The 26,639-nt window shown below is 73.4% G+C and carries 23 protein-coding genes and 2 pseudogenes; 11 read left to right on the forward strand and 14 right to left on the reverse strand.

The window, feature by feature from the left end:
- Positions 1–7: 7 nt before the first annotated feature.
- From AB0F89_RS24985 to AB0F89_RS24995, 3 genes are read right to left on the reverse strand one after another with little or no spacing between them, the layout of a single operon-like run.
- Positions 8–1,195, reverse strand: coding sequence for an adenylosuccinate synthetase (locus AB0F89_RS24985; RefSeq protein WP_367128014.1), 1,188 nt, complete (start codon positions 1,193–1,195; stop codon positions 8–10).
- Positions 1,195–2,175 carry a hypothetical protein gene (locus tag AB0F89_RS24990; RefSeq protein ID WP_367128015.1) on the reverse strand — a complete coding sequence of 327 codons (981 nt, stop codon included), beginning with the start codon at positions 2,173–2,175 and terminating at the stop codon, positions 1,195–1,197. Before AB0F89_RS24990 ends, AB0F89_RS24985 begins: the two co-directional genes overlap by 1 nt.
- A gap of 1 nt (position 2,176) precedes the next feature.
- Complete coding sequence (locus tag AB0F89_RS24995) at positions 2,177–3,181, reverse strand: adenylate cyclase (RefSeq protein WP_367128016.1); 1,005 nt, start codon at positions 3,179–3,181, stop codon at positions 2,177–2,179.
- 211 nt (positions 3,182–3,392) lie between these two features.
- Between AB0F89_RS24995 and AB0F89_RS25000 the strand changes: the two genes are divergently transcribed.
- Together AB0F89_RS25000 and AB0F89_RS25005 are read left to right on the forward strand one after the other, a co-directional pair.
- Positions 3,393–5,000: a TlrC/CarA/OleB/SrmB family ABC-F type ribosomal protection protein gene (locus tag AB0F89_RS25000; protein WP_367128017.1), complete on the forward strand. Its 1,608-nt coding sequence runs from the start codon at positions 3,393–3,395 to the stop codon at positions 4,998–5,000.
- Positions 5,001–5,078: 78 nt separating this feature from the next.
- Complete coding sequence (locus AB0F89_RS25005; protein WP_367128018.1) at positions 5,079–5,789, forward strand: GNAT family N-acetyltransferase; 711 nt, start codon at positions 5,079–5,081, stop codon at positions 5,787–5,789.
- Positions 5,790–5,826: 37 nt separating this feature from the next.
- On the opposite strand, the pseudogene AB0F89_RS25010 reads toward AB0F89_RS25005, so the two are convergent.
- Positions 5,827–5,994, reverse strand: a pseudogene (locus tag AB0F89_RS25010) (ANTAR domain-containing protein); the annotation flags it as partial.
- A gap of 128 nt (positions 5,995–6,122) precedes the next feature.
- Between AB0F89_RS25010 and AB0F89_RS25015 the strand changes: the two are divergent.
- A complete protein-coding gene (locus AB0F89_RS25015; RefSeq protein WP_367128019.1) occupies positions 6,123–7,853 on the forward strand; it encodes an alpha-glucosidase in 1,731 nt (576 codons plus the stop codon).
- Here the strand turns inward: AB0F89_RS25015 and AB0F89_RS25020 are convergent.
- On the reverse strand, positions 7,840–8,400 hold the full coding sequence (locus AB0F89_RS25020; protein WP_367128020.1) for a hypothetical protein: 561 nt from the start codon (positions 8,398–8,400) through the stop codon (positions 7,840–7,842). The genes AB0F89_RS25015 and AB0F89_RS25020 overlap by 14 nt on opposite strands.
- 73 nt (positions 8,401–8,473) lie before the next feature.
- Here AB0F89_RS25020 and argS point away from each other — a divergent pair, with 73 nt between their 5' ends.
- Positions 8,474–10,210, forward strand: a complete 1,737-nt coding sequence (gene argS / locus AB0F89_RS25025; RefSeq protein WP_367128021.1) for an arginine--tRNA ligase — start codon at positions 8,474–8,476, stop codon at positions 10,208–10,210.
- Between the two features lie 61 nt (positions 10,211–10,271).
- On the opposite strand, the gene AB0F89_RS25030 is transcribed toward argS, so the two are convergent.
- The 5 genes from AB0F89_RS25030 to AB0F89_RS25050 form a co-directional block, all read right to left on the reverse strand.
- Positions 10,272–11,309, reverse strand: a complete 1,038-nt coding sequence (locus tag AB0F89_RS25030) for a medium chain dehydrogenase/reductase family protein (RefSeq protein ID WP_367128022.1) — start codon at positions 11,307–11,309, stop codon at positions 10,272–10,274.
- 103 nt (positions 11,310–11,412) lie between these two features.
- The gene (locus tag AB0F89_RS25035) at positions 11,413–12,465 is read right to left on the reverse strand and encodes an ABC transporter ATP-binding protein (protein WP_367128023.1); all 1,053 of its coding nucleotides are present in this window, start codon (positions 12,463–12,465) and stop codon (positions 11,413–11,415) included.
- Complete coding sequence (gene modB / locus AB0F89_RS25040) at positions 12,462–13,268, reverse strand: molybdate ABC transporter permease subunit (RefSeq protein WP_367128024.1); 807 nt, start codon at positions 13,266–13,268, stop codon at positions 12,462–12,464. The genes AB0F89_RS25035 and modB overlap by 4 nt, the downstream gene beginning before the upstream one ends.
- Entirely contained in the window at positions 13,265–13,999 is a 735-nt protein-coding gene (gene modA / locus AB0F89_RS25045; protein ID WP_367128025.1) for a molybdate ABC transporter substrate-binding protein, read from the reverse strand. The genes modB and modA overlap by 4 nt, the downstream gene beginning before the upstream one ends.
- Positions 13,999–14,397, reverse strand: a complete 399-nt coding sequence (locus AB0F89_RS25050; protein WP_367128026.1) for a molybdopterin-binding protein — start codon at positions 14,395–14,397, stop codon at positions 13,999–14,001. The genes modA and AB0F89_RS25050 overlap by 1 nt, the downstream gene beginning before the upstream one ends.
- A gap of 101 nt (positions 14,398–14,498) precedes the next feature.
- Between AB0F89_RS25050 and AB0F89_RS25055 the strand changes: the two genes are divergently transcribed.
- Both AB0F89_RS25055 and AB0F89_RS25060 read left to right on the forward strand, forming a co-directional pair.
- Complete coding sequence (locus AB0F89_RS25055; protein ID WP_367128027.1) at positions 14,499–14,990, forward strand: DUF4383 domain-containing protein; 492 nt, start codon at positions 14,499–14,501, stop codon at positions 14,988–14,990.
- 72 nt (positions 14,991–15,062) lie between these two features.
- The gene (locus AB0F89_RS25060; protein ID WP_367128028.1) at positions 15,063–15,311 is read left to right on the forward strand and encodes a hypothetical protein; all 249 of its coding nucleotides are present in this window, start codon (positions 15,063–15,065) and stop codon (positions 15,309–15,311) included.
- A 4-nt stretch (positions 15,312–15,315) separates the two neighbouring features.
- Here AB0F89_RS25060 and AB0F89_RS25065 read toward each other — a convergent pair whose 3' ends face one another.
- From AB0F89_RS25065 to AB0F89_RS25075, 3 genes and pseudogenes are all read right to left on the reverse strand, one after another.
- Positions 15,316–15,717, reverse strand: coding sequence for a tyrosinase family protein (locus AB0F89_RS25065; RefSeq protein ID WP_367128030.1), 402 nt, complete (start codon positions 15,715–15,717; stop codon positions 15,316–15,318).
- 103 nt (positions 15,718–15,820) lie between these two features.
- Positions 15,821–16,018 (reverse strand): annotated as a pseudogene (locus tag AB0F89_RS25070) (tyrosinase family protein); the annotation flags it as partial.
- 154 nt (positions 16,019–16,172) lie between these two features.
- Positions 16,173–17,345 (reverse strand): metallophosphoesterase, encoded by a 1,173-nt coding sequence (locus tag AB0F89_RS25075; protein ID WP_367128031.1) that lies wholly within the window; start codon positions 17,343–17,345, stop codon positions 16,173–16,175.
- Between the two features lie 118 nt (positions 17,346–17,463).
- Between AB0F89_RS25075 and AB0F89_RS25080 the strand changes: the two genes are divergently transcribed.
- Together AB0F89_RS25080 and AB0F89_RS25085 are read left to right on the forward strand one after the other, a co-directional pair.
- Positions 17,464–17,688 carry a hypothetical protein gene (locus AB0F89_RS25080; protein WP_367128032.1) on the forward strand — a complete coding sequence of 75 codons (225 nt, stop codon included), beginning with the start codon at positions 17,464–17,466 and terminating at the stop codon, positions 17,686–17,688.
- Positions 17,689–17,832: 144 nt separating this feature from the next.
- The gene (locus AB0F89_RS25085) at positions 17,833–19,980 is read left to right on the forward strand and encodes a putative bifunctional diguanylate cyclase/phosphodiesterase (protein WP_367128033.1); all 2,148 of its coding nucleotides are present in this window, start codon (positions 17,833–17,835) and stop codon (positions 19,978–19,980) included.
- Between the two features lie 138 nt (positions 19,981–20,118).
- On the opposite strand, the gene AB0F89_RS25090 is transcribed toward AB0F89_RS25085, so the two are convergent.
- Complete coding sequence (locus AB0F89_RS25090) at positions 20,119–20,775, reverse strand: transcriptional regulator (RefSeq protein ID WP_367128034.1); 657 nt, start codon at positions 20,773–20,775, stop codon at positions 20,119–20,121.
- A gap of 264 nt (positions 20,776–21,039) precedes the next feature.
- On the opposite strand from AB0F89_RS25090, the gene AB0F89_RS25095 reads away from it, so the two are divergent.
- From AB0F89_RS25095 to AB0F89_RS25105, 3 genes are all read left to right on the forward strand, one after another.
- A complete protein-coding gene (locus AB0F89_RS25095; protein WP_367128035.1) occupies positions 21,040–23,106 on the forward strand; it encodes a diguanylate cyclase in 2,067 nt (688 codons plus the stop codon).
- 5 nt (positions 23,107–23,111) lie between these two features.
- Positions 23,112–23,570: a pyridoxamine 5'-phosphate oxidase family protein gene (locus AB0F89_RS25100; protein WP_367128036.1), complete on the forward strand. Its 459-nt coding sequence runs from the start codon at positions 23,112–23,114 to the stop codon at positions 23,568–23,570.
- 287 nt (positions 23,571–23,857) lie between these two features.
- Positions 23,858–26,635, forward strand: coding sequence for a discoidin domain-containing protein (locus tag AB0F89_RS25105; RefSeq protein WP_367128037.1), 2,778 nt, complete (start codon positions 23,858–23,860; stop codon positions 26,633–26,635).
- Positions 26,636–26,639: the final 4 nt, after the last annotated feature.

A 26,639-nucleotide genomic window follows, 5' to 3' on the forward strand; every position in this document is an offset into this window, starting at 1 on the left:
CCGCACGTCAGCGGTGGGCGGGCGTCCGCACGGTGTAGTCCTCCCGGTCGGGTCCGTTGCCGGTGATGAGGACCGGGACGTCGAGGTGTTCTTCGAGCCAGGTGACGGGGTCGGGCAGGTCGGTGAGCGGTGCGTCGTGGGCGGTGGCGACTTTGAGGTCGTGGGCGTCGAGGTGGGTGACGGCGAGGCCGTCGACGCCGCCGGAGACGTCGATGGCGTAGCGGAGGAGGGTGGCGTCGAGGTGTCCGGTGCGCCAGGCGCCCTGGTAGTGGCCGGTGTCGTTGTGGTGTTCGGGGAAGCGGGTGAGGAGGGTGGGGTCTTCGGTGGGGAGGGGGCCCGCGCCGTGGCGGGTCTGGTAGGTGCGGGTGACGCCGATGACGGTGGCGTGGCGGTGGCCGAGGAGGGCGCGGGCGTTGTGGGGGGTGACGGTGGACCAGGTGGTGTGGGGGTGGAAGCCGTGGTGCTGGTCGAGGAGGACGCCTTGGGCGCCTTCGAAGACGAGGTCGCCCTGGTCGGCGAGGCGGCCGACTTCGTCGCCGGTGGTGGTGCGGACGGCTGCGGCGAAGTCGCGGTAGAGGTGGACGAGTTCGTCCACTGAGGTGGTGGGGCCGGTGAGGGGTTCGTAGAAGCGGGCGAGGGTGTCGAGCTTGGTGCGGAGGGTGGTGGGGTTGGCGCAGTCGCCGACGGTGGGTGGTGGTCCGGGTGTGCCGAGGACTTCTTGGTCCTCGACGGTGTCGCCGGTGGTGGCGTGGCGTTGGGTGAGGAGGCTGTACCAGGTGGTTTCGCCGATGCCCTTGCCGCAGCTGCCGTGGCGGGCGTGGCCGCGGGCGTCTTCGCGGGCTCGGTTGGCGGCGACGTGGATGGGGGTGGTGAGGAGTGCGTCGGCGTCGATGGTGAGGAGTCGGAGCGGGTCGGGGATGCCGAGTTGTTCGAGTTGGCGGGTTTCGGTGGCGAGGGCGATGGGTTCGACGAGGACGTGGTGGGAGAGGTGGGTGGGGGTGCCGGTGAGGGTGCCGGAGCCGAATTGGCTGAAGGTGTGGTGGCGGTGGTGGGTGACGACGTTGTGGGCGGCTTGGGCGCCGCCGTTGAAGCGGATGACGGCGGTGGTGGGGCGGTGGTGGCAGAGTGCGTCCACCACCGCCCCTTTGCCTTCGTCGCCGAAGCCGAGGCCGATGACGATGGTGTGGTTGTTCATCAGGTGAGGGTGACGGTGTCGGGGCCGTCGAGTTGTGGGGGAGCGGGGTTGGTGGGGGTGGTGTTGGCGCCGACGTGGACGAGGGCTTTGCCGACGGCTTCGCTCTCGGTGGTGGAGCCGATCTCGGCGAGGTCGACCATGGCTTGGTCGAGGTCTACGACGCGTTCTTCCAGGCCGATGGTGGCGGCGATGAGTTCGCAGACGGCGCCGGGGTCGTCGAGTTTGAGGAAGTGCTGGCCGAGGAGGTCGCGCCAGTGGTCGGCGATCTGGGGGTCGTTGTAGTAGGAGGACTGGTTGGGCAGGACGAAGTAGACGTGCCACTTGCGTTCGAGTTCGCGGTAGATGGAGGCGGGGTCGATGTCCTGCTTGACGTCGTCGCCGATGATGCGGCGGATGTGGCGGGCTTCGAGGCGTGGTTTGTTGAGTTCGTCGCCGATGAGGAAGAGGTAGCCCTTGCGGCCGCGCTTCTGCCAGGCGTCGGTGGTGACGTGGCGGGCGATGAAGTAGGCGGCGAGTTCGTAGGATTCGCTCTTCTGGCCGCCGCCGTTGCCTTCGAGGAAGATGGTGCGGAGTTGTTCGTCCATGCGGTTGTCGGATTCGAACTGGCCGATCTGGAGGGGGACGCGGTCGCTGTCGGCGTCGCCGATGCCGCCGAAGAGGAGTTGGGGGTCGGTGAGGTAGCCCTTGCGCTGGAGGAGGCCGTGGAGCTTGCCGAGTTTGCGCTGCATGATCTGGGGGACGCGGCCCATGGAGCCGGTGACGTCGAAGAGGATGGCGATGGGGGTGGAGTCGGCGTGGTCGGGTGAGTCGCGGCATTCGCGGGTGGTGACGTTCTTGGGGTCGAGGGTGGGGTCTGCTTTCCAGTGGGTGGCGGGGCGTGAGCGCATGGCGGCGGTGTAGCCGAAGTCGTCGATGCCCTTGGCGGCGCGGAAGGTCTTGGCCGCTGCGTAGGCGTTGTCGTCCCATTTGCCGTGTCCCATGTCAGGCTCCTGTCTGTGGTAGGGCGAAGGGTCGGTAGGTGCGTTCGCCGTAGAGGTGTTCGAGCAGGTCGTCGTATTCGGTGAGGAGGTCGACGGCGTCGGGTCGTCGGTGGGGGTCGTCTTGGGTGCAGCCGCGGGCGAATCGGCGTTGGGCGGTTTCGTCGGGGGCGAGGAGGTCGAGCATGAGGGTGTGGGCCATGTGGATGTCGGTGGCGGTGGTGGCGGGTTGTCCTTTGTGGATTTCGGGTGGGTAGTGGGTGGTGTGGTCGGTGGCGAGTGGTCGTTCGCCGGTGGTGACGGCGAAGGTCCAGCCGGCGAGGACGATGCCGTGGTGGGCGGGGTGGATGAGGACGTTGTCGGTGGTGATGGCGCCGTGGACGAGGCCGATCTCGTGGGCGCCGGCGATGGCGCGGAGGAGTCGGCGGTGCATCCAGGCGTAGTCGCGGCCGTCGAGGCCGTGGGGGTGGGCGGTTTTGACGTCGGTGAGGGTGGCGAAGCCGTCGGTGAGGGGGGTGAGGACGGTGAAGGCGTGGGTGCCGCGGGGTGTGTTGCCGGAGGTGTCGTGGAGGTGGGGGTAGTAGGGGCGTAGCCAGGGGTGGTGGTGGGTGAGGTGGTCGAGTCGGCGGAGGGCGTCCCACTCGGCGTGCAGGAGTGGGTTGAGGGTGGGGTTGCGGGCGACTTTGACGATGTGGGGTCCGTCGGTGAGGTAGAGGTTGGTGACGCTGCCGATGGCGTGTCGTCGGGTGAGGCGGTAGGTGGCGCGGGTGGTGCGGAGTTCGGTGGTGGTGCTGGTGTGCTGCCAGTCGTGGTGCAGGCGGGTGAGTCGGGCTGAGGCGGTGTGGGCCCTGGTGTCGTCGGGGGCGGTGCGGTCGGGGTGCAGGGCGGTGGCGAGTCGGCGGTGGAGGCGTTGGGCGTCTTTGCGGCGGGTGGGGTCGAAGGGGCCGAACAGGTCGGCTGCGGTGTCCGCCTGTTCGACCTGGGTGAGGGCTTCGTCCCTGGTGAACATAGTTTGAGTCTATACGACTCAAACCGGTGATCCGACTGTGTCGCCGGTCACCTTCCCCGTTGTCGATCAACCGGGTACAGTCGTCGGCGATGTTGTACTTCCTGTGATCATCGGTCCCGCGCCCGCGTAGAGCTCCGCTCCGCGAGCGCACTTCTCCACACCCTCCGCACCGATGACTCGGCGGTGTCCCCGTCGGGAACAGGAGTCTGCCTTGCGCACCGCGCAACTAGCCCTGCACAACGTCACCAAGAGCTATCACGGCCAGGTCGTGCTCGACGCGGTCTCGCTGACCGTCAAGCCCGGCGAGAAGGTCGGCGTGATCGGCGACAACGGTTCCGGCAAGTCGACCCTGCTCGGGGTGGTCGCGGGCCGGGTGGCCGCCGACAACGGCGAGGTCACCGTGGTCGCGCCCGGCGGGATCGGGTACCTGGCCCAGACGCTGGACCTGCCGCCGCGCGCGACCGTGGCCGACGCCGTCGACCTCGCGCTGGCCGACCTGCGCGAGCTGGAGGCCCGGATGCGCCTGGCCGAGGCCGAGCTGGCGGGTCCGCGCGCCGATCCGGAGCACTACGCGTCACTGGTGGAGCAGTACGAGGCGAGAGGGGGTTACGAGGCCGACACGAGGGTCGACGTCGCCCTGAACGGGTTGGGGCTGCCAGGGTTGGACCGGCGGCGCGCGCTGGGCACGCTGTCCGGCGGCGAGCGGTCGCGGCTGGCCCTGGCGGCCACGCTGGCGTCGTCGCCGGAGCTGCTGCTGCTGGACGAGCCGACCAACGACCTGGACGACCGGGCGGTGGCCTGGTTGGAGCAGCACCTGATGCGGCACCGCGGGACGGTCGTGGCGATCACCCACGACCGGGTGTTCCTGGAGCGGGTGACCTCGACCATCGTGGAGGTCGAGGCCGGTGGGGTGGCGCGCTTCGGCGACGGCTACGGGGGTTACCTGGCGGCCAAGGCGGCGTTGCGGGCGCGGCGGTCGCGCGAGCACGGCGAGTGGCGGGCGGAGGTGGCGCGCCAACGTCGCCTGCTGTCGGCGCACGCGCGGGCGTTGGGCGAGATCCCGCGCAAGCTGCCGCTGGCGGTGTTCGCGGCCGGCCCGTTCCGCGCCCGCGGTCGTGGGCACGGCGCGATGAGCCGGGTGCGCAACGCCAAGGAGCGGTTGGCGCGGCTGACCGTGAACCCGGTGGCGCCGCCGCCGGAACCGCTGCGGTTCGCCGCGCGGCTCGGCGGTGGCGGCGCGGACGCGCAGTGGGTGGCCGTGCTGTCGGACGTGCGGGTCGGCGACCGGTTGCGGTTGGCGCGGCTGGCCGTGCGGCCCGGCGAGCGGCTGCTGGTGACCGGCCCCAACGGCGCGGGCAAGACCACGCTGCTGCGGGTGCTGGGCGGTGAGCTGCGGCCGGACTCGGGGGTGGTCGACGTGCCGGTCCGGGTGGGCCACCTGCGGCAGGAGGAGGCTGCGTGGCCGCCGGGGCTGACCCTGCTGCAGGCGTTCGCGCAGGGGTTGCCGGGACACCCGGACGAGCACGTGGACGCGTTGCTGTCGCTGGGCCTGTTCGAGCGCCGCGACCTGCGGGCGCGGATCGGCGAGCTGTCCTACGGGCAGCGGCGGCGGGCCGAGCTGGCCCGGCTGGTGACCAGGCCGGTGGACCTGCTGCTGCTGGACGAGCCGACCAACCACCTGTCGCCGGGCCTGGTGGAGGACCTGGACCGGGCGCTGGCCGACTACCCGGGCGCGCTGGTCGTGGTGACGCACGACCGCCGCACGCGGGCCGGGTTCGCCGGGGAGCGCCTGCACCTGGAGGACGGCGAGGTGGTGTGACCGGTCCGGCGGGCCGCTGGACAGCCGGTCCCGGCGGCCCGCATGATCCGGTCGATCCGCAACCCCGGGGGATGACGCATGGTTTCGCCGTTGGACAACCCGGCCTGGACGTCGCTGACCGGGCCGCACGCCCGCTTCGCCGAACGGCACGGGCAGCTGCTGCGCTACCCGCCGGACGTCGCGCCGTTCGTGGCGATCCCGGACGAGCCCGACGACCGGCTGTGGGCGGACCTGTCGACGCTGGTCGGACCGGGCGGGGTCGTGCCGGTCACCACGGCCCTCACTCCGCCCGCCGGGTGGGAGCCGGTCGAGCGGGTCGACGCGGTGCAGCTGGTGGACGACGGCGTGGTCGCCACCGAGGACGCCGAAGCCGTGCCGCTGGGGCCGGCGGACGTGCCGGAGATGCTGGAGCTGGTGGCCCGCACCCAGCCGGGGCCGTTCCGGGAGCGGACCGTGGAGCTGGGCGGCTACCTCGGCATCCGGCGCGGCGGCGCCCTGGTCGCGATGGCCGGTGAGCGCATGCGCCCGCCGGGCTGGGCCGAGATCAGCGCCGTGTGCACCGACCCGGCCCACCGCGGCCGGGGCCTGGCCACCCGCCTGGTCCACGCCGTCGCGGCCGGGATCCGGGCCCGCGGCGAGCGGCCGATGATGCACGCCTCGGCGTCCAACACCGCGGCGATCCGGCTCTACGAGTCGCTGGGCTTCCGGGTGCGCGTCGAGGTCGACTTCGTGCTGCTGCGCGTGCCCTCCCGGACGGCCGGTCCCGCCGGGGCGGCCGCGCGCCCCTGACCGCGGGGGCCCGGCCGTCGGACAGCCCGGCCGCGATGTCGCGCGCCTGCACGTCGCGGCGCTGCGACATCGCGGTGAGCCGGCCGAACGCGGCGTCGGCGTCGCAGCGGTGCGCGGCCATCAGGACGCCCATCGCCTGGCCGATCGTGCCGCGGCTGACCAGCGCCCGGCGCGCCACCCCGGCCGACCCCACCCGCGGCACCACGACGGTGAACGTGCTGCCCGGCCCGGCTCGCCGTCCACAGGGGACCGCGCCGCCGCCCCGACGGGTGCGCCGCCGCGCGCGGGATGGTCAACTTGGGCGACGACCGACGACCCGGGTGAGGATGGCCGATGACTCCCGACCAGACGCGCGCGACCACGACCGCGGCGCCGTGGTGGACCTCCGCGGTGGTCTACCAGGTGTACCCGCGCAGCTTCGCCGACTCCGACGGCGACGGCGTCGGCGACCTGCCCGGCATCACCGCCCGGCTCGACCACCTGCGACGGCTCGGCGTCGACGTGGTCTGGCTGTCGCCCGTCTACGCCTCCCCGCAGGCCGACAACGGCTACGACATCTCCGACTACCAGGCGATCGACCCGGTGTTCGGCACGCTGGAGGACTTCGACCGGCTGCTGGCCCGGACCCACGAGCTGGGCATGAAGCTGGTGATGGACCTGGTGGTCAACCACACCTCCGACGAGCACCCCTGGTTCGTGGAGTCCCGCTCCTCCCGGGACGCCCCCAAGCGCGACTGGTACTGGTGGCGCCCGCCGCGCGAGGGGTTCGAGGTCGGGCAGCCGGGCGCGGAGCCCACCAACTGGGCGTCGTTCTTCTCCGGCCCGGCGTGGACCCTCGACGAGGCGACCGGCGAGTACTACCTGCACCTGTTCGACCGCAAGCAGCCGGACCTGAACTGGGAGAACCCCGAGGTCCGCCACGCCGTGCACGCGATGATGCGGTGGTGGCTGGACCGGGGCGTGGACGGCTTCCGGATGGACGTGGTCAACCTGCTGTCCAAGGACCCCGCCCTGCCCGACGGCGCCACCACCGGCGTCGGCGGCTTGGGCGACGGGTTCCCGCACTTCGCCACGGGGCCGCGCATCCACGAGTTCCTGCGGGAGATGCACCGCGAGGTGTTCGAGGGCCGGTCGGGCGAGCTGCTGACGGTGGGGGAGATGCCCGGCGTGACGTGGGCGGACGCCCGGCTGTTCACCGACCCGGCCCGGCGCGAGCTGGACATGGTGTTCCAGTTCGAGCACGTCTCGCTCGACCACGGCCCGGGCGGCAAGTTCGACCCCAAACCGCTGGACCTGCGCGACCTCAAGGCGTCGCTGGGCCGCTGGCAGACCGCGCTGGGCGAGGTCGGCTGGAACAGCCTGTACTGGAACAACCACGACCAGCCCCGCGTGGTGTCCCGCTTCGGCGACGACGGCGAGCACTGGCGCGAGTCCGCGACCGCGCTGGCCACCGTGCTGCACCTGCACCGCGGCACGCCCTACGTCTACCAGGGCGAAGAACTCGGCATGACCAACGCCCCGTTCGCCGGGGTGCACGAGCTGCGCGACGTCGAATCGCTCAACCACCACCGCGAGGCCGTCGCCGCGGGCGTCGACCCCGACGAGGTGCTGCGCGGCCTGCGCGCCATGGGCCGCGACAACGCCCGCACCCCCGTGCAGTGGGACGCGAGCCCCCACGCCGGGTTCACCACCGGCGAGCCGTGGCTGGCGGTCAACCCCAACCACACCTGGCTCAACGCCGCCGCCCAGTACGACGACCCCGACTCGGTGTTCAACCACTACCGCCGGCTCATCGCGCTGCGCCACGAGCAGCCCGTGGTCGCCCTGGGCGACTTCCGCATGCTGCTGGCCGACCACCCGCACGTCTACGCCTACGAACGCGCCCTCGACGGCGACCGGCTGCTCGTCGTGGCCAACCTCGGCGGCGCGCCGCAGGCCGTCGACCTCGACCCCGGCTGGACCGCCGCCGACGTCGTCCTGACCAACCTCGGCCAGGCGCGGATCACCACCGGCCGCGCCGACCTGCACCCGTGGGAGGCGCTGGTGCTGCTCAAACGCCCCTGACCCGGCCGGCCCCACGCCGGTCCACCCCGAACAGGTCCGCGGCGATCCGGGCGGCCGACCGCGACCCGTCCACCACGACCACCCGGTGGCCCGGGTCGCGGGCCTGTCCGGCGACGGCGGCGGCGAACCGCGCGTCGCGCCGCATCCACCGCCGGAACGCGCCGCCCGGGTCCGGCGCGTCCCGCAGCAGCTCCCGCGCCCACGCCCGCCGCGCGTAGTGCCGCACCTGGAACCGCGGCGTCGGCACCAGCCACGCCGCCCGCGCCGCCGGCACACCCAACCCCGCCACCAGTTCCGGCAGCAGCGCCGCGCCCTCGACCACCACCGCGCCGCCGATCGCGGCCACGTCCCGCACGACCAGCGGGAACTGCTCGCGGTACGCGGCGAACCGGTCCGCCACCTGCACCCCGACCGGCCGCGCCAACCGCTCGCCCGCCGACCACGACACCAGCCGCGCCGCCACCCCGCCCGGCGCCTCGGCCGCGTGCCGCTCGAACCGGTCGTCGCACGAGTACGCCGTCGCCCCCCACGCCGCCGCGAGCAGCAAAGTCGTTTCGCGCCGAAAGGCGCCGTGCCGGACAATCGCCCGATCGATTCCGGACGCGATGGAGGATGACCGGGTGCTGGCTGGAGACATCGGGCTCGAACTGGGCCTGCGGGTGGCCGACGCGCTGAAGGCGGCGCTCGACGTGGACATCACCCCCGTCGAGGCGCTGATCCGACCCGCCGCCCCCGGCCGCGGCGCGGACTACCAGTGCAACGTCGCCATGAGCCTGGCCAAGAGGCTCGGCCGACCGCCCCGCGACGTCGCCGCCGCCCTCGTCGAGCACCTGGACGCCGCCGACCTGGTCGAGCCGCCCGAGGTCGCCGGACCGGGGTTCGTCAACCTCACCCTGCGCCGCGACTGGCTCCAGGAGCACACCTCCCGCCTGCTCGGCGACGACCGGCTGGGCGTGCCCGAGGCCCGGCCCCGCCGGTACGCCATCGACTACAGCAGCCCCAACGTGGCCAAGGAGATGCACGTCGGCCACCTGCGGTCCACCATCATCGGCGACGCCGTGGTGCGGCTGCTGGAGTTCGCGGGCCACGAGGTGATCCGGCACAACCACCTCGGTGACTGGGGCACCCCCTTCGGCATGCTCATCGAGCACCTGGTCGACCTCGGCTGGACCTCCGGCGAGCACTCCATCGGCGACCTCGACGGCTTCTACCAGCAGGCGCGCAAGAAGTTCGACGCCGACCCCGCCTTCGCCGACCGGGCCCGCCACCGCGTCGTGGCCCTGCAGGGCGGCGACGAGCCGACCCTGGCGCTGTGGCGGGAGCTGGTGCGCGAGTCCGAGCGGCACTTCGCCACCGTCTACGAGCTGCTGGGCGTGAAGCTGACCGACGGGGACTACTACGGCGAGAGCTTCTACAACCCGTTCCTGGACGAGGTCGTGGACGAGCTGGAGGCCAAGGGCCTCACCGAGGTCAGCGACGGCGCCGTGTGCGTGTTCCCGCCCGGCTTCACCAACCGCGAGGGCGAACCCCTCCCGCTGATCGTGCGCAAGAGCGACGGCGGCTACGGCTACGCCGGCACCGACCTGGCCACCGCCCGCTACTGGACCCGGGACCGCGGCGCCACCGACCTGCTCTACCTCGTCGGCACGCCCCAGGCCCAGCACTTCCGGATGGTCTTCGCCGCCTCCCGGGCCGCCGGGTGGCTCGACGACGACCACCGCGCCGCCCACATCGGGTTCGGCTCCGTCCTCGGCGAGGACGGCAAGATCCTGCGCACCCGCGCCGGCGGCACGGTGAAGCTGGTCGACCTGCTGCGCGAAGCCGTCGACCGCGCCGCCGCCGTCGTCGGCGAACGGTCCAAACAGGACCCCGAGGGGCAGGGGCGGGTGGCCCGCGCCGTCGGCATCGGCGCGGTCAAGTACGCCGACCTGTCCGGCGACCGCGAGAAGGACTACGTCTTCGCCTGGGACCGGATGCTGGCCATGGAGGGCAACACCTCCGTCTACCTCCAGTACGCCAACGCGCGCGTGCTGTCGATCGTGCGCCGCGTCGGGCACGACGCCGAACCCGGCACCCCGGTGGTCCTGGCCGAACCCGCCGAACGCGCCCTGGCGGTGAAGGTCCTGCAGTTCCCGGCCGCCCTGGCCACCGCGACCGAGGAGTACGCGCCGCACAAGCTGTGCACCTACCTGTACGAGACGGCGGTCGCGTTCTCCGCGTTCTACGAGAGCTGCCCGATCGCGCAGGCCGAGGACGACCGCACCCGCCGGTCCCGCCTCGTGCTGGCGCGGCTGACCTCCCGCGCCCTGACCCTGGGCCTGTCCCTGCTGGGGATCGAGGCCCCCGACCGCATGTGACCCCGGCCGGCCGGGGGACCGGCGCGGTCGAAGGACGGCACGGGTCAGGGGACCGGCGGGCTCAGGGGACCAGCACGACCTTGCCGGTGACCGTGCCCGACTCGGCCAGCCGCACGGCGTCCGCGACCCGCTCCAGCGGCACCCGCGCGGCCACCTCGGGCCGCAGCGACCCCTCGGCCAGCAGGCCGAACACCGCGCCCAGGTCCCGGGCCAGGCGGGCGCGGAAGCGGGTCGCGGCCCGCCTGCCCGCCCAGACGTTGAAGAACGTGGCGGTGCGGCCGTTGGGCAGCGCGTTCCACCACAGCAGCCGGGCGAACAGCGCCAGCACCGGCAGCCGGGCCGACCCCCGCCGGTCGCGGGTGGAGGCGGTGCCGTAGGCGACGAGCGCGCCGCGCGGCGCGAGCAGCCGGTAGGAGTCGACGATCCCGGGACCGCCGACGTGGTCGAACACCGCGTCCACCCCGCCGGGCGCCAGCGCGCGCACCCTGGCGGGCAGGTCGGCGTCGCGGTAGTCGACCGGGGTCGCGCCCAGCGCCCGCACCGCGTCGTGGTGGCGCGGCGACGCGGTGCCGATCACCCGTGCGCCCGCCAACCGGGCCAGCCGCACCAGGGTCGAGCCGACGCCGCCGTTCGCGCCGTGCACCAGCACCGTCTGCCCGGCGGCGACCCCCGCCACGTCGTGCAGCATCCGCCACGCCGTGAGGCCGTTGACCACCAGCGCCTCCGCCTCGGCGGGGTCGACGCCGTCGGGCACCGGCACCAGGTCGGCGGCGTCCACCACGGCGTGGCTGGCCCAGCCGCCGACCTTCGTCAGCGCCGCGAACCGCCCGCCCACCAGCGCCGGGTCCACGCCCGGCCCGACCTCGGCGACCGTGCCGACCAGGTCGTAGCCCGGCACGAACGGGAACGCGGGCTGGTCGTAGTACCTGCCCCGGCGCATCTGCTGCTCGGCGAACGACACCCCGGACGCCTCGACCCGCACCAGCGCCTGCCCCGCGCCGGGCGCGGGCCGTTCGCGGCGGCGCAGTTCGAGGCCGTCGGGCTCGACCACGCCCGGCAGCACGACCTCCAGGACCCGGTCCGTCGGCGTCTCGCCCATCCGTCCTCCAGGTGTGAGTGGTCAGTCACTCAGTACGACGCCGAGTGAACACCGACCGGGGTGAAGTGTCAAGCAGGGCAGCTAAAGGGGAGTGATCAGGTGATCACAGACGGGGGTAGACGTGCGTCTCCGTCGCCTTCACCGCGGCCCACAGCACGTCACCCGGCCGCAACCGCAGCTCCGCCACCGTCGCCGTGGTCACGTCCGCCAGCACCGGCGGCGCGCCGTCCAACCGCACCCGCGTGGTGTGCGCGTGCTGCTCGATCGCGGCCACCGCCACGCGCCACGTGTTGCGCGGGCTCCCGGCCGGCCGCCGCGGGTGCAGCCCCACCGCCGTGGGCGGGAACACCACGTGCACCGGCCCCGACGCCGGCTCCGCGACGGTGAACGCCCCGCCCCCGTCCAGCGCCACCGCCGTCCCCTCCGCCGTGCCCCGGTACAGGTTCAGGCCCACCAGGTCCGCGACGTAGTCGGTGCGCGGCCGCCGCGCCACCTCGGTCGGCGTGCCCTCCTGCACCACCCGGCCCCGCTCCAGCACCACCAGCCGGTCGGCCAGCACCATCGCGTCCACCGGGTCGTGCGTCACCAGCACCGCGTGCCCGGGGAAGTCCCGCAGGTGCCGGCCCAGCTCGGCGCGCACGTGCACCCGGGTCGCCGCGTCCAGCGCCGCCAGCGGCTCGTCCAGCAGCAGCAGCTCCGGGCCGGTCGCCAGGGCCCGCGCCAGCGCCACCCGCTGCGCCTGCCCGCCCGACAACGCGCGCGGCCGCACCCCGGCGTGCTCCGCCAACCCCACCCGGTCCAGCCACCGCGCCGCCTCCGCCCGCGCCGCCGCCCGCCCCGCGCCCCGCGCCCGCAGGCCGAACGCCACGTTCTCCAGCGCCGACAGGTGCGCGAACAGCAGGTAGTCCTGGAACACCACGCCGATCGGCCGCTGCCGCGCGGGCAGGAACACTCCCGGCGGCTCGTCCCACGTCCGCCCGCCCACCCGGACGTGCCCGCCGGTCAACGGCAGCAACCCCGCCAGGGCGCGCAACGCCGTGGTCTTGCCCGCCCCGTTCGGGCCGAGCAGCGCCACCACCTCGCCCGGCTCCACCACCAGCTCCGCGACCAGCCGGAACCGGTCGCGCGCCACCTCCAGCACCGCGCGCAGCGTCACGTCGGCCCGCTGATCCACCGGTCGCGCAACGCGGCCAGCACGCCCACCGACACCAGCAGCAGCACCACGCTCAGCACGATCGCCGCCTCCGGATCGGTCTCCAGCGCCAGGTACACCGCCAGCGGCATCGTCGTCGTCTCGCCCGGGAAGTTGCCCGCGAACGTGATCGTCGCCCCGAACTCGCCCAGCGCCCGCGCCCAGCACAGCACCGTCCCCGCCACCACGCCCGGCAGGACCGACGGCAGCGTCACCCGCCGGAACGCCAGCCAGCGCGACGCGCCCAGCGTCGCCGCGGCCTCCTCGTACCGCGGGTCGGCCGCGCGCAACGCCCCCTCCACCGAGATCACCAGGAACGGCATCGCCACGAACGCCTCCGCCAGCACCACCCCGGCCGTGGTGAACGGCAGCGACACGCCGAACCACGCCTCCAGGTGCTGCCCGACCAGCCCGCGCCGCCCCAGCACGAACAGCAGCGCCACCCCGCCCACCACCGGCGGCAGCACCAGCGGCACCGTCACCAGCGCCCGCAGCACACCCCGCCCCGGCACCTCGCCCCGCGCCAGCAACCACGCCAGCGGCACGCCCAGCACCAGGCACAGCGCCGTCGCCAGCGTCGCGCACACCAGCGACAACCGCAGCGCCTCGCCGACCTCCGCGTCCGCCAACCGCGCCGGCAGCGTCCGCCACGGCACGCGCGCCACCAGCCCCGCCAGCGGCACCAGCAGGAACGCCAGGCCCAGCACGGCCGGCAGCACCAGCACCGGGGGCAGCCCGCCCCCGGTCCGACGGCGGGTCGACCTCACGGCACGTCGAACCCGGCCTCGGCCAGCACGGCCCGGCCCCGGTCGGACCGCACGTGCTCCACGAACGCCCGCGCGCCCGCCGCGTTCGGCGCGCCCGCCAGCGGCGCGATCGGGTAGTCGTTGACCGCGTCGTCCGCCTCGGCGAACCCGATGCCCTCCACCTCGCCGCCCGCCGCCCGCACGTCGGTCCGGTACACCAGCCCCGCGTCCACCTCGCCCAGCCGCACCTTGGTCAGCACCGCCTTCACGTCCTGCTCCACCGTGTCCGGCCGGGCGGTCACCCCGGCGGCCGCGAACACCCGCCGCGCCGCCGCGCCGCACGGCACCTGCTCCGCGCACACCGCGACCTTCGCCGCCTCGTCGCCGAAGTCGGCCAACCCCGCGACCCCCGCCGGGTTGCCGCGCGGCACCGCGATCTCCAACCGGTTGCGCGCGAACACCACCGGCTCGGCGGCCGTCCCGCCCGCGTCCGCCACCTCCGCCATGTTCGCGGGCGCGGCCGAGGCGAACACGTCCGCCGGCGCGCCCTGCCCGAGCTGCCGCGCCAGCGCCGAGCTGCCGCCGAAGTTGAACACCACCTCCACGCCGGGGTGCGCGGCCTCGAACTCGTCGCCCAACACGGTGAACGTCCCGGTCAGCGACGCCGCCGCGAACACCGTGACCCGCTCCCGCGGGCCCGTGCCGCCGCACCCGGCCACCACGAGCAGCGCCACCAGCGCCAGCGCGCGCATCACGCCTCCGGGACCTCGACCACGACGTGGGTGGACTTGATCGAGGCCACCGCCACGCTGCCGACCTCCAGGCCCAGCTCGTCGGCCGAGTCGCGGCTCATCAGCGACACCACCCGGAACGGCCCGGCCTGCAGCTCCACCTGCGCCATCACCCCGTCCTTCACCACCCGCGTGACGATCCCGCGCATCCGGTTGCGCGCCGACGCCGCCACCGTCACCCCCGGCTCCGGCGCCTCGGCCAGCCGCTGCGCGAACACCGCCAGCTCCCGGCCGTCGACACCCTTGCGCCCGCTGTCGAGCCGCACCGACGCCAACCGGCCCTGCTCCACCCACCGGCGCACTGTGTCGTCGCTCACCCCGAGCAGGGAAGCGGCCTCGCTGATCCGCAGATTCGGCACGACGGCCAGTGTAGCGCCGCACGTGCGGAAGCGAGTGATCGTCGTTTCACCGGACCCCCTCCGGGTACGCCAAGCCCAACAGCGTGATCGGAGGAGCTGCCATGACCACCTCGGCCGAACGAGTCGGCGCCCGTCGCCGCCCCGTCCAGGCGCTCGCCCTGTTCGTGGGCGTGGTGTTCCTGCTGGTGGGGGTCCTCGGCTTCGTGCCGGGCGCGACCGCGGACCTCGACCGGATCACCTTCGCCGGCCCGCACTCCGGGGCCGAGCTGTTCGGCGTGTTCCAGGTGTCGGTCCTGCACAACGCCCTGCACCTGCTGTTCGGCGTGGCCGGGGTCCTGGCCGCCGCCACCCGCGGCGCGTCCCGCCTGTTCCTCGTCGCCGGCGGGTTCGCCTACCTGCTGCTGTGGATCTACGGCTCGGTCGTCCACTCGATCGACCACGAGGGCGGCCCGGCCAACTTCGCCCCGGTCAACCCCGCCGACAACCTCCTGCACCTCGGCCTCGGCGCCGGGATGGTCCTGCTCGCCGTGCTCGCCACGGTGGCCGAGCGCTCCGCCGGTCGCTACCCCGGCCGGGAACAACGCGGTGAGTGACGCCCGGGTGACCACCCACCCCCACCCGTCGCGTAAGTTCACCCGGCGAGGTGCTTGACGGGGAGGGCGTAGATGGCGAGTTCCGGAGGACGGCGGCATTTCGGGCGAGTGGACCCGTTCTGCCTGTTCATGGTCCTGCCGCTGGTGCTGATCGCGGGCATCCTGATCTGGGGCGGCCTGGCCTGGGTCGGCGTCGTCGTCATCGTCATCGCCGGGATCGTGGTGCTGGTCGACTCGTGGACCAACCGGCCCCTGCCGTTCGACGTGCCCGAGGACGACTACGACTACGACCCGCCCGCCTCCGGCAACCGGGCCTACTGACCGTTCACCCGTACGTGCAGGCGCCGCGGTGGTCCAGGGTGGCGGCCACCGCGACCCCGAACGGTCGCAGCGCCTCGTCGACGTCGACCACGTCCGCGACGCCCCCGCCCGGCAGGTGCTGCGCGGTCCCGAAGCCCCAGCGCGCCTGCCGGCGCGACCACACCCGGTCGACGTTGCAGTGGTGCAGGAAGAACACCGGGTCGTTGGGCGAGTCGACCCGCGCCACGTGCCCGCCCGCCCGGTCGCGCACCCCGCCGCTGGACGCCGAACCCCACGGCGGCACGTCGTAGGTCGACACGCCCGCCGCGGTGTCCACGTCGGACACCGTCGGCAGCGAGCCGCGCAATGCCATCGCCCGCCGCAACGCCGTCGAGGACGTGGCGCTGACGTTGATCCGCCACTTCACGGCGCCCGCGACCGGCCCGGTGGCGACCGGCCCGTTCCCGCCCGACCCGTTGCCGCCCGTGAAGTCCGGGGTGAACGGCGCGCCGGCGGTCGACCGGGTCGGCCGCCCGGTCCCAGCACGGCAGGTCCACCGCCGGGTCGTGCGCCTTCAACGCCTTCCCCAGCTCCAGCAGGTACTGCCGGTGCCACGGCAGGAACGACGGCGACATGTGCGCGAACCGGTGGCCGTCCACCGCGTTGGAGTACGACATGTGGGTGCGCACGAACCAGTCGTAGTTGCGGCCGATGGCCTGCGCCTTCAACGTCTTCGCCGCGGCGGCGAAGGCCGCCTTCTCGGCGTCGGCTCCGAGGGCCCGGCCGTCCCTCTCCTGTGGAGCGTGCGACGACGACGTCCCGCCATCAACGCCTGTCGCACGAACGAGTGGGGCGTCGGCCCGTCCCCGGAACGCGATCCCGTCAGGCGGTGCGAAGGGTCAGCAGGGAGATCTCGCTGGGCGCGAAGACCCGCAGCGGCGGACCCCAGAACCCCGCGCCCCGGCTCGTGTAGAGCCACGTCCGCTCGCCGTGCCGGCTCAGGCCCGCCAGCACCGGCTGCTGCAACCGCACCAGCAGGTGGAACGGCCAGATCTGGCCGCCGTGCGTGTGCCCCGACAGCTGGAGGTCCACGCCCGCCGCCACCGCCTTGCCGATCTCGCTGGGCTGGTGCGCCAGCAGCACCACCGGGTCCTCGGCCCGGACGCCCGCCAGCGCGGCGTCGAGGTCCGCGCCGTGCCCGGCCTCGCCGGAGTACGCGCCGGTCACGTCGTCCACGCCCGCGAACACCAACCGGGCCCCGCCGCGCTCCAGCACCCGGTGCTGGTTGTGCAGGCTCGTCCACCCCAGCTCGGCCATGTGGTCCAGCCACGCCTGGGCGTTGCCGATGTACTCGTGGTTGCCCGAGACGTAGAACCGGTGCGCCGCCCGCACGTCGCCCAGCGCGGCCGCCTGACCGCGGCGCTGCGCCACCGTGCCGTCCGCGATGTCGCCGACGTGCACCACGACGTCCGGGTCCAGCCCGTTGACCGCCGCCACCGTGCCCACGGACCACTTCGTGCGGTCGATCGCGCCGTAGTGGGTGTCGGCGAGCACCGCGATGGTCAGCCCGTCGAACGCCTCGTCGAGCCGGGGGAGCACCACGTCGGTCCGCTTCACCCGCGGCACCCTGCGCGCCTCGCGGATGCCGTAGGCGACCAGGAGCGTGCCGACCACTAGCAGCGCCACCGCGAGCAACCGGGCGCGGAACGGGTTCTCCACCCCCGCGACCGCCAGCACGAGCCGCAGCGCGTGCGCGATCACGGCCCACGAGAAGAACACCCACACCACGCCGAGCAGCAGGTGCGCGACGCGGGAGACCCGGTCGGAGTGCCGGCGGCCGTGCGCGCGGACCATCAGCAGCGGGAACGCCACCGTGACCATCGCGAAGAACGCCGTGCCGACCGCCTGCACCGGCCACGGCCACCGCGCGGACGGCGGGAGCAGCGCCGTCCACGGCACCCAGAAGAGCAACAGGGTCACCGTCACCAGCACCGCCGTGAAGGTGACGCGCCGCCGAGCGGACGGACGGGGTGGCGCGGTCGTCGTGCTCGACATCGGGTGCTCCTCGACGGGCTTTACGAACCAGCGGGCTCTTATCGACGGTAACCCGCCGCGCGGCCGGTGTCCAAGTCCGGCCCGGTTTGGCCCCGGGGCGGGCGGAAACCCTGGTCGCATGCCTGACGAGAAGATCGACACGACCGACGACAACCCGGTCGGCACGACCGGTGACAGCCCGACCGGTGACGACTTGACCGACGCGGCCGCGCAGGACGAGCGGCTGGCCGAGTCCCAGCGCAACATCGACGAGGCGAAGGCGCTCGCCGCGGACCTCGCCGAGAAGACCCCCGACCCGCTCCCCGGCGGCGATTCGGCCGAGGGGACGCCTCCCGGCCCCTGAACGCGCGCGGTTTGCCCTGCGTAGCGGAGTCCATAATGGACTCACCCGAATGGCGGTTGAGAACGCGCACACCGATATGGATAGTTCCATCTTCGGTGACGCAACGCGTCGATCACAGGCCGTTTGACTTGGGGGTAACCGGGCGTGGCTCGTCCACTCCGCAGCGTGGTGGACGATCCGCTCTCATCACCCGATCAGACCGGACCACGCCGGACCAGGAAGCTGGCCGAGATCTACGCCTGGCTCAGCGCCGTCGCGTTCACACTCCAGCTGTTCTTCGTCGGCACCGGGCCCGGCCACTTCGTCCTGGCCGCCCTGGTGCCGCTCGTGCTCGTGTCGTGGTGGCTGCGCCCCAAGCGGGACAGCTGGCTCGTCGCGGCGGTCGAGTGCGTCGTCGCCCACGGCGGCGCGTTCGTGCTGCCCAACCCGCAACCCGTCATCGCCTTCCTGTTCGCGGTCACCGTGCGGCGCGCGCTGCGCGGCGACCACGGCCTGTTCCCGCTCAAAGCGCTGCCCGCGCTGCTGGGCTACCTGAGCGGGTGCGCGGTGTGGTTCGCCGCCACCCCCGCCGCGGTGTCCGGCCCGCTCGTCCTGGCCGCGCTGATGCCGCTGGTCGGGCTCGTGGTCGGCGCGATGGCGCTGCACGAGACGTCCCGCTCGTCCCGGCTCGTCGGCGATGCCCACCGCACCGTCGAGGCGGTCGTGCGGGCCAGCCCGGTCGGGCTCGTGCTGCTCGACGCCGAGGGCTCGCCGCGCCTGCACAACGACCGGGCCCGCGAGCTGCTGGCGTGGACGCCCGACCGGCCGGGCCGGGTGCCCTGCCCGCACGGCCCCGACATCGCCACCTGCGACCAGGGCTGCCGCGCCGCCGAGGTCGAGGTCGAGGTCGAGGTCGAGGTGCGCCGCACCGACGGCTCGACCGGCGTCCTGGCGGTGCACGCCGTGCCCGTCGAGCACGTCTCCGAGCCGCACACCCTCGTCACCGCGCTGGACGTGAGCAAGCGCCGCGAGTGGGAGGACGCGCTGCGCACCCGCGCCGAGCGCGACGAGCTGACCGGCCTGGCCGGGCGCACCCACTTCCTGCACCTGGTGGAGGAGGCGCTGCGCGCCGGCGAGGCAGTCGGCCTGCTGGTGATCGACCTCGACGGCTTCAAGGAGGTCAACGACGCCGAGGGCCACGAGGCGGGCGACTGGTACCTGGTGTCGGCGGCCGAGCGGATCGGCCGCGCCATCGGACCCGTGGCCACCGCCGCGCGGCTGGGCGGCGACGAGTTCGCCGTGCTCGCCGCCGGCCACGACGTCCGCGACGCGGCCCGGCTGGCCACCCGCGTCCTGTCCGAGCTGGCCCGGCCGCTGACCGGGCTGGGGCACGAGACGGTGATCCGGGCCAGCGTCGGCATCGCCGTGTCCTCGCCCGGCGTCGGCACGGCGGACCTGCTGCGCGACGCCGACACCGCCATGTACGTGGCCAAGCGGGAGGGCGGCGCGCGCATCCGGCTGTTCCAGCCCGAGATGGGGGAGCGGGTGCTGGCCCGGCAGCGCGACAAGGTCGACCTGCGCGCGGCCGTGTCCGAGGGGCAGCTGGTGCTGCACTACCAGCCGATCGTGGACCTGGCCACGTCCACGGCGGCCGGCGCGGAGGCCCTGGTGCGGTGGCAGCGGCCGGGGCACGGGCTGCTCGGGCCCGGCGAGTTCATCGGGCTGGCCGAGGAGACCGGGATCATCGTGCCGCTGGGCAACAAGGTGCTGGCGGGCGCGTGCGAGCAGGCCATGCGGTGGCGCGAGCAGGGACGCGCGCTCGGCGTGACGGTGAACGTGTCCACCCGGCAGCTGTCCGCGCCCGGGTTCCTGCCGTCGCTGGACCGGGTGCTCAAGACCACCGGCCTGCCGCCGGAGCGGCTGACCATCGAGGTCACCGAGTCGGTCTGGGCCGACGGCGCCGCGATGCGCGGGCTGATGGAGGTGCGGGAGACCGGCGTGCGGGTGGCGCTGGACGACTTCGGCACCGGGTACTCGTCGCTGAGCTACCTGCAGCGGTACCCGTTCGACGTGGTGAAGATCGACAAGTCGTTCACCGGGTCGCTGGACGACACCGGCCGCACCGCGGGCGTCGTGCGCTGCATCATCGACCTGGCCGACGTCCTGGGCGCGCACACCGTCGCCGAGGGCATCGAGACCGAGGCCCAGGCCGACTGGCTGCGCAACGCCGGCTGCGCCTACGCCCAGGGCTACCTCTTCGGCCGCCCCGACCTCCCCGAGAACTGGACCGCCCAACCCTCCGTCCCCCACTGACCCCGCGAGAGTCCAACGCTCAGCTCGCGAGAGTCCAACGCTCACGCACCCCGAGTTGAACGCTCGGCGGCGCCTGAACGTAGAACTCAGTGGTCCTGGACGTTGGACTCTCGCGAGCCGGAGGTTGGACTCTCGTGGTCAGGGGAGGTCGGCCAGGGTGTTCCAGAACAGGAGTTCGTAGGAGTGCAGGAGGCGGGCGGCGGGCATCGCGGCGGCGGGGCGCCAGCCGGTCGCGAGAACCTGGTCCAGCGCGCGCAGGCCCAGGGCGTCCAGCTCCGGCGCGGGTTCGGCGAAGAAGTCGAAGAACGCGCAGCCCGCGTCGTCGAAACCGTAGTGCTCGCGCAGCGCCGCGGCGATCGCCGCGCAATAGCCGCCCCATTCCGCGAAGTTCGCCAGAATCGCCAGGAGGGCGTCGTGCGGATTGCCGTCCAACGCCAGCCTGGCCACGTACGACGGATATGCCTGACATCCCGGCAACGGCCGGTACTCGGCCACGTCGTCCGGGGTCAGGCCGGTCGCGGCGGCGAAATCGGCCAGTTTGGCCAACGCCAGTCCCTCACCACCCGCGACCGCGGCGAAGAACTCCCGCTGCGCCGGTTCGGTCGACTGCGCGGCCAACGTGAGGAACGCTCGCCAGTCGCTCTGCACGATGCGGTGCTCCTCCGCCGCCAACGCCCGCAACGTGCCCAAGGGCGCCTCGCCGGCGGCGATCAACGGCACCAGCCGGTTCGTCCCACCCTCGCCCTTCAGCTCCTCGCGCACCCGCTCCAACAGGGCTTTCGCGTCCTTCGCCACCGTTCCCCCTCCCGCCCGGAGCCGCACGTCACCGGTGACCGCGGCATGGCCAATAGGCACTCTATAGAGCCCGTCCACGACTGGCGGATGGGCATGGGAGGATGAAGACTCGGCAACAGGGATTGACTGGGACTCCCGTTCACCGGTCTCATGACTCAGCCGTGCCGAACGTCAGCGTTGCCTCAGTGGGGAGAGCCGGGATTGCGCGTCGCCGGAGCCACGTCGGTAAAGAACCGCGGAATCCCGATCGAAAAGCAGCACCGGGTGTGGACCGGATACCTGCTTTTCGGCCTGTTATCGGTCGCGGTCTACTACGCCCTGCCGATCTTCGTGGGCACGATCCCGCTGCGGGTCGTCGTCTACTGCGCGGTGAGCACGTCCGCCGCCCTCGCCGTCTGGTGGGGCGTGCGGCGCAACCGCCCCGAAGCCCGTGCGCCCTGGTTCGTGCTCGGCCTGAGCCAGCTGGTGTACGCCCTGGCCGACGCCACGTTCTACGTCTCGCACTACGTGCTGAACGAGACGGGCTACCCGTCCGTCGCCGACGTCTTCTACCTCGGCCACTACCCGCTGGTCGTGGTCGGCCTGCTCATGCTCACCCGGCAGCGCCGCCCCGACCGCGACCTGCCCGGCCTGCTCGACGCCGCCTCGCTCACCGTCGTCGCGGGCCTGCTGTCCTGGGTGTTCGTCATCGGCCCGCAGACCCGCCTCGGCACGCCCCTGCTGGTCGAACTGGTGTCGCTGGCCTACCCGCTGATGGACCTGGTGCTGCTGCTGGTCTCGCTGCGCCTGCTGTTCGGCGCCGGACGCCGTGACGCGTCGTTCGTGCTGCTGGCCCTGTGGCTGGCCGCGATCCTCACCGCCGACACCGTGTACGTGCTGCAACGCCTGGACCTCAGCTACACGGCGGGCAACTTCCTCGACGCGATCTGGCTGACCGGCAACCTCGCGCTCGGCGCGTGCGCGCTGCACCCGTCGATGGGCCGCATCGCGCAGGCCGCCGACGTGCCCGCGCTGCGGCTGAGCTGGCCCCGGCTGGCCGTGCTGTCCACCGGCGCGCTGATCGGGCCGGCGCTGCTGCTCGTGCAGAACGCCCAGGGCGTGCGCCGCGACATCCCGGTGATCGCGACGGGCTGCGCGGTGCTGTTCGCGCTCACCGCCACCCGCCTCGCAGGCCTGGCCGTGGACCAGCGCCGGCTCGCCATCACCGACAGCCTCACCCGGCTGCGCAGCCGCCGGTACTTCGAGGCGCGGCTGGCCGACGAGATCGCCAAGGCCAGGCGGACCGGCGCGCCGCTGGGCGTGGTCATCCTCGACGTCGACCGGTTCAAGTCGATCAACGACCGGTTCGGGCACCCGGCGGGCGACCGGGTGCTGGTCGAGGTGGCCGACCGGCTGCGCGCGGTCGCCGGCGAGGGCCGGGTGCTCGCCCGGTACGGCGGCGAGGAGTTCGCGCTGATCGCGACCGGCGCCGACGGCGAGAACCCGAGCCGCCTCGCGGAACGGCTGCGGCACGGCGTGTCCCAGCACCCGATCGCCGTGAGCGGTCGGCGCTCGGTGACGGTTACGCTCTCCGCCGGCACCGCCGCGTTCGCGCCGCACTACGGCACCGCGTCCGCGTTGGTGTCCGCCGCGGACCGCGCGCTGTACCTGGCCAAGGACCTTGGCCGGGACCGGGCGGTCGCCGGCGGCACATCGCTCACCGAACACCGGGAGGACGTCGCGGTGGACTACCTGAACCAGGTCGCGGACCTGGTCGACCTGCGCGTGGCGAGTCCCGGGCGCAGTCTGGCCATCGCCGAGTGGGCGCGGACCGTCGCCGAGCACCTGAAGCGGGACCCGGCCGAGGTGCGCACCGCGCACCGCGCGGGACGGCTGCTGGACGTCGGCATGATCGTGCTGCCCGACGACCTGCTGACCGAGTCCGGCCCGCTGACCGACCAGCAGTGGCACCTGCTGCACGAGCACCCCGACAGCGGCGCCCGGATGGTGGGCGTGCTGCCCGACCACGGCGAGGTCGCCCAGGTCATCCGGCAGCACCACGAGCGGTGGGACGGCGCCGGCTACCCGGCCGGGCTGACCCGCGACAACATCCGGATCGAGGCGCGCATCCTGTCCGTGTGCGACACGTGGGCCGCGATGCGCGCCGACCGGCCGCACCGGCGGGCGCTGACCCACGAGCAGGCGGTGCGCGAGCTGCGGGCCGGTCGCGGCGCCCGGTTCGACCCGGAGCTGGTGGACGTGTTCCTGGACCTGCTGGACCGCGGCCTCGTCGGCGACCTCGCCGCCGGACCCGGCTCGCCGACCGAGCGCGAGGGCAGCCGCCTATCCTGACGCGCATGTCGCGCCGGGCCCTGATCACGATGACGACCGACGAGGTGCGCGCGTTCCTGGAGGAGCAGCGCGTCGTCACGGTGGCCACGATCGGCCCGAACGGCAGGCCGCACCTGGCGCCGCTGTGGTTCGTGGCGCGGGACGGCGAGCTGGCCGGCTGGACCTACCGCGCCTCGCAGAAGGTCGCCAACCTGCGCCGCGACCCGCGGGCCACCCTGCAGCTGGAGGCGGGGGAGACCTACGACCAGCTGCGCGGCGTCGCCATGGAGTGCGACGTGCGGCTGGTCGAGGAGCGGGCGGAGGTCGCCCGCATCGGCGCGGCGGTCGCGACGCGCTACTCCGGGCACAGCGGGCCCGAGCTCGACGCGTTCGTGGCCGCGCAGGCGGTGAAGCGCGTCGGGCTGCGCTTCACGCCCACGTCCGTGGTGTCCTGGGACCACCGCAAGCTCAGCGGCGCCTACTGACGCGCGCAAGCGGACACCGACGCGCGCAAGCGAACGCAAGCCGGTTGCGCGGCCGTCCGTCGAACAACGACCCCGGAACCGCGCGAAGCCGCCGAAAGCGCTGGCCATGTCGCTTGTCGGTCCGGTGAAACCGCTGCATGAGGTCAGCCGACCGGTAGTCAAAGATTTGCGCGATGTCGTAGACATCTTGCGGTCACTCGTTCGGGCTGCTTATGGTGTGCGCCACGCCACACCCTGTGACATCCCTGCCCGCACCTTGAGGTCCCGTCCAACGAAGGGCTGAACCCATGCGAGTCAACCCCACCCTCCGGCGTCCCCTGGCGCTCGGCGCGGCGGCGGTGGCCACGTCCCTGCTCACCGCGATCACGGTCGCCGCCGCACCCGGCGAGGTCGCCGCCCAGCCCACCCAGCCCGCCGCCGCGGCGGTCGCCACGTCACCGTTCGACGTCCCCGGACGCGGCGCCGACGTGCCCTTCGTCGAGCACGAGGCCGAGAACGCCGCCACCAACGGCGCGAAGATCGGCCCCGGCCGCCGCCAGGGCACGCTGGAGGGCGAGGCGTCCGGCCGCCGCGCCGTCACGCTGTCCGGCCAGGGCAGGTACGTCGAGTTCACCCTCACCGAGCCCGCGAACTCGATCGACATCCGCTACAGCGTCCCGGACGGCAACGGCGGCGCGGGCATCACCGCGCCGCTGTCGCTCTACCTCGACGGCGCCAAGACCGGCAGCCTCACGCTCACCTCGAAGTACGCCTGGCGCTACGGCGGCTACCCCTACGCCAACGACCCCAACCAGGGCAAGCCGCACCACCTCTACGACTCCACCCGCGCCCTGTTCCCGCGCACCCTCCCGGCGGGCGCGAAGGTGAAGCTCCAGGTCGACGCGGGCGACACCGCGCCGTCCTACACGATCGACCTGGCCGACTTCGAGCTCGTCGCCCCGCCCGCCACCCGGCCCGCCAACTCCGTCTCCGTCACCGAGCACGGCGCCGCCCCCAACGACGGCGGCAACGACAACGCCGCCTTCGACGCCGCGGTCGCCGCCGCCAGGGCGTCCGGCCGCGAGGTGTGGATCCCGGCCGGCCGGTTCACCGTCACCAAGCACATCACCGTCGACCAGGTCACCGTCCGCGGCGCGGGCCACTGGCACAGCGTCGTCACCGGCGACCGGGTCGGCTTCTACGGCCTCGGCGAGCCGTCGAGCTGCGGCCAGGGCGGCAACTCCGGCGTCAGCAGCCGCGTCGGCCTGCACGACTTCGCGATCATCGGCGAGGTCACCAACCGGGTCGACTGCGACCAGACCAACGCCATCGGCGGCGCGCTGGGCGGCGGCTCGGTCATCTCCGGCATGTTCCTGCAGCACACCAAGGTCGGCCTGTGGCTGGACGGCCCGTTCTCCGGCCTCACCATCCGCGGCAACAAGGTCGTCGACCAGCTCGCCGACGGCATGAACCTGCACCGCGGCATCAGCAACGTGCTGATCGAGCACAACCTGTTCCGCAACATCAGCGACGACGGCATCGCGTTCTGGTCCGAGCAGCAGGCCGACCACAGCAACACGATCCGCCGCAACACCGTGGTCGTGCCGATGAAGGCCAACGGCATCGCCATCTACGGCGGCCGGGACAACACCGCCACCGAGAACGTCGTGGCCGACACCCAGGACCAGGGCGGCGGCATCCACGTCGGCAACCGGTTCTCCTCGGTGCCCCTGTCCGGCACGACCACGCTGTCCAGGAACACCACGCTGCGCGCGGGCGTGCTCGACTCCAACTGGCAGTTCGGCGTGGGCGCGCTGTGGTTCGACGCCCGCGACGGCGCGATGAACGGCCGCATCGACGTCACCGACACCGACCTGGTCGACAGCAACTACGAGGCCATCCAGTTCATCAGCGGCACCATCACCAACGTCCACTTCAACGGCGTGCGGATCAACGGCGCCGGCACGTTCGGCGTCCAGCTCCAGTCGCCCGGCTCGGCGTCGTTCACCAACGTCACCGCGACCGGCCTCGGCCGGGCCGGGATCTACAGCTGCCTGGGCGACAACGGGTTCCAGATCACCCGGGGCACGGGCAACTCCGGCTGGGACGGCACGCCGTACTGCGGCCCGTGGCCGGACCCGGTGTACACCGACCCCACCAACCCGCCGACCACGACGACCACCACCACCACCACGACCACGACCACCGTTCCGCCGGGTGGCAACCTGGCCAGGGGCAAGTCGGTCACCGCGTCCACCTCGAACGGCGGCTTCCCGGCGTCCGCCGCGGTCGACGGCGACGCCAACACCTACTGGGAGAGCGCCAACAACCAGTTCCCGCAGTCGCTGACCGTCGACCTCGGGCGGTCGGAGAACGTCGGCCGGCTGGTGCTCAAGCTCCCGCCGCCCGCCGCGTGGGCCGCCCGGACCCAGACGTTGGGCGTGTCCGGCAGCGCCGACGGGGCCAACTTCGGCCAGGTGGTGGCGCCCACCGGCCACCGGTTCGACCCGGCGTCCGGCAACCAGGTCACCATCCCGGTCTCCGGCGCCCACCGGCACCTGCGGCTGACGTTCACCGGCAACACCGCCTGGCCCGCGGCCCAGCTGGCCGAGCTGGAGGTCTACGCCGGCCAGGCGCCGACCACCACGACCACGACCACCACCCCGCCGCCCACCGGCAACGTGGCGCGCGGCAAGCCGGTCCAGGGCTCGGCCAACGGCGGCTTCCCGGCGTCCAACGCGGTCGACGGCGATGCCAACTCCTACTGGGAGAGCCCGAACAACGCCTTCCCGCAGTCGCTGACCGTGGACCTGGGCAGCCGGGTCGCGGTGAACCGGATCGTGCTGAAGCTGCCGCCGGCCGCCGCGTGGGCCGCCCGGACCCAGACGTTGAGCGTGTCGGGCAGCGTCGACGGCGGCGCGTACGGCCAGCTCGTCGCGTCGGCCGGGCACCGGTTCGACCCGGCGTCGGGCAACCAGGTGAGCATCCCGGTGTCGGCCGATCACCGGTACCTGCGGCTGACGTTCACCGGCAACACGGGCTGGCCCGCCGCGCAGCTCGCCGAGTTCGAGGCGCACGCCGGCTGACGCC

The organism is Saccharothrix sp. HUAS TT1, assembly GCF_040744945.1.
Classification (GTDB): Bacteria; Actinomycetota; Actinomycetes; order Mycobacteriales; family Pseudonocardiaceae; genus Actinosynnema.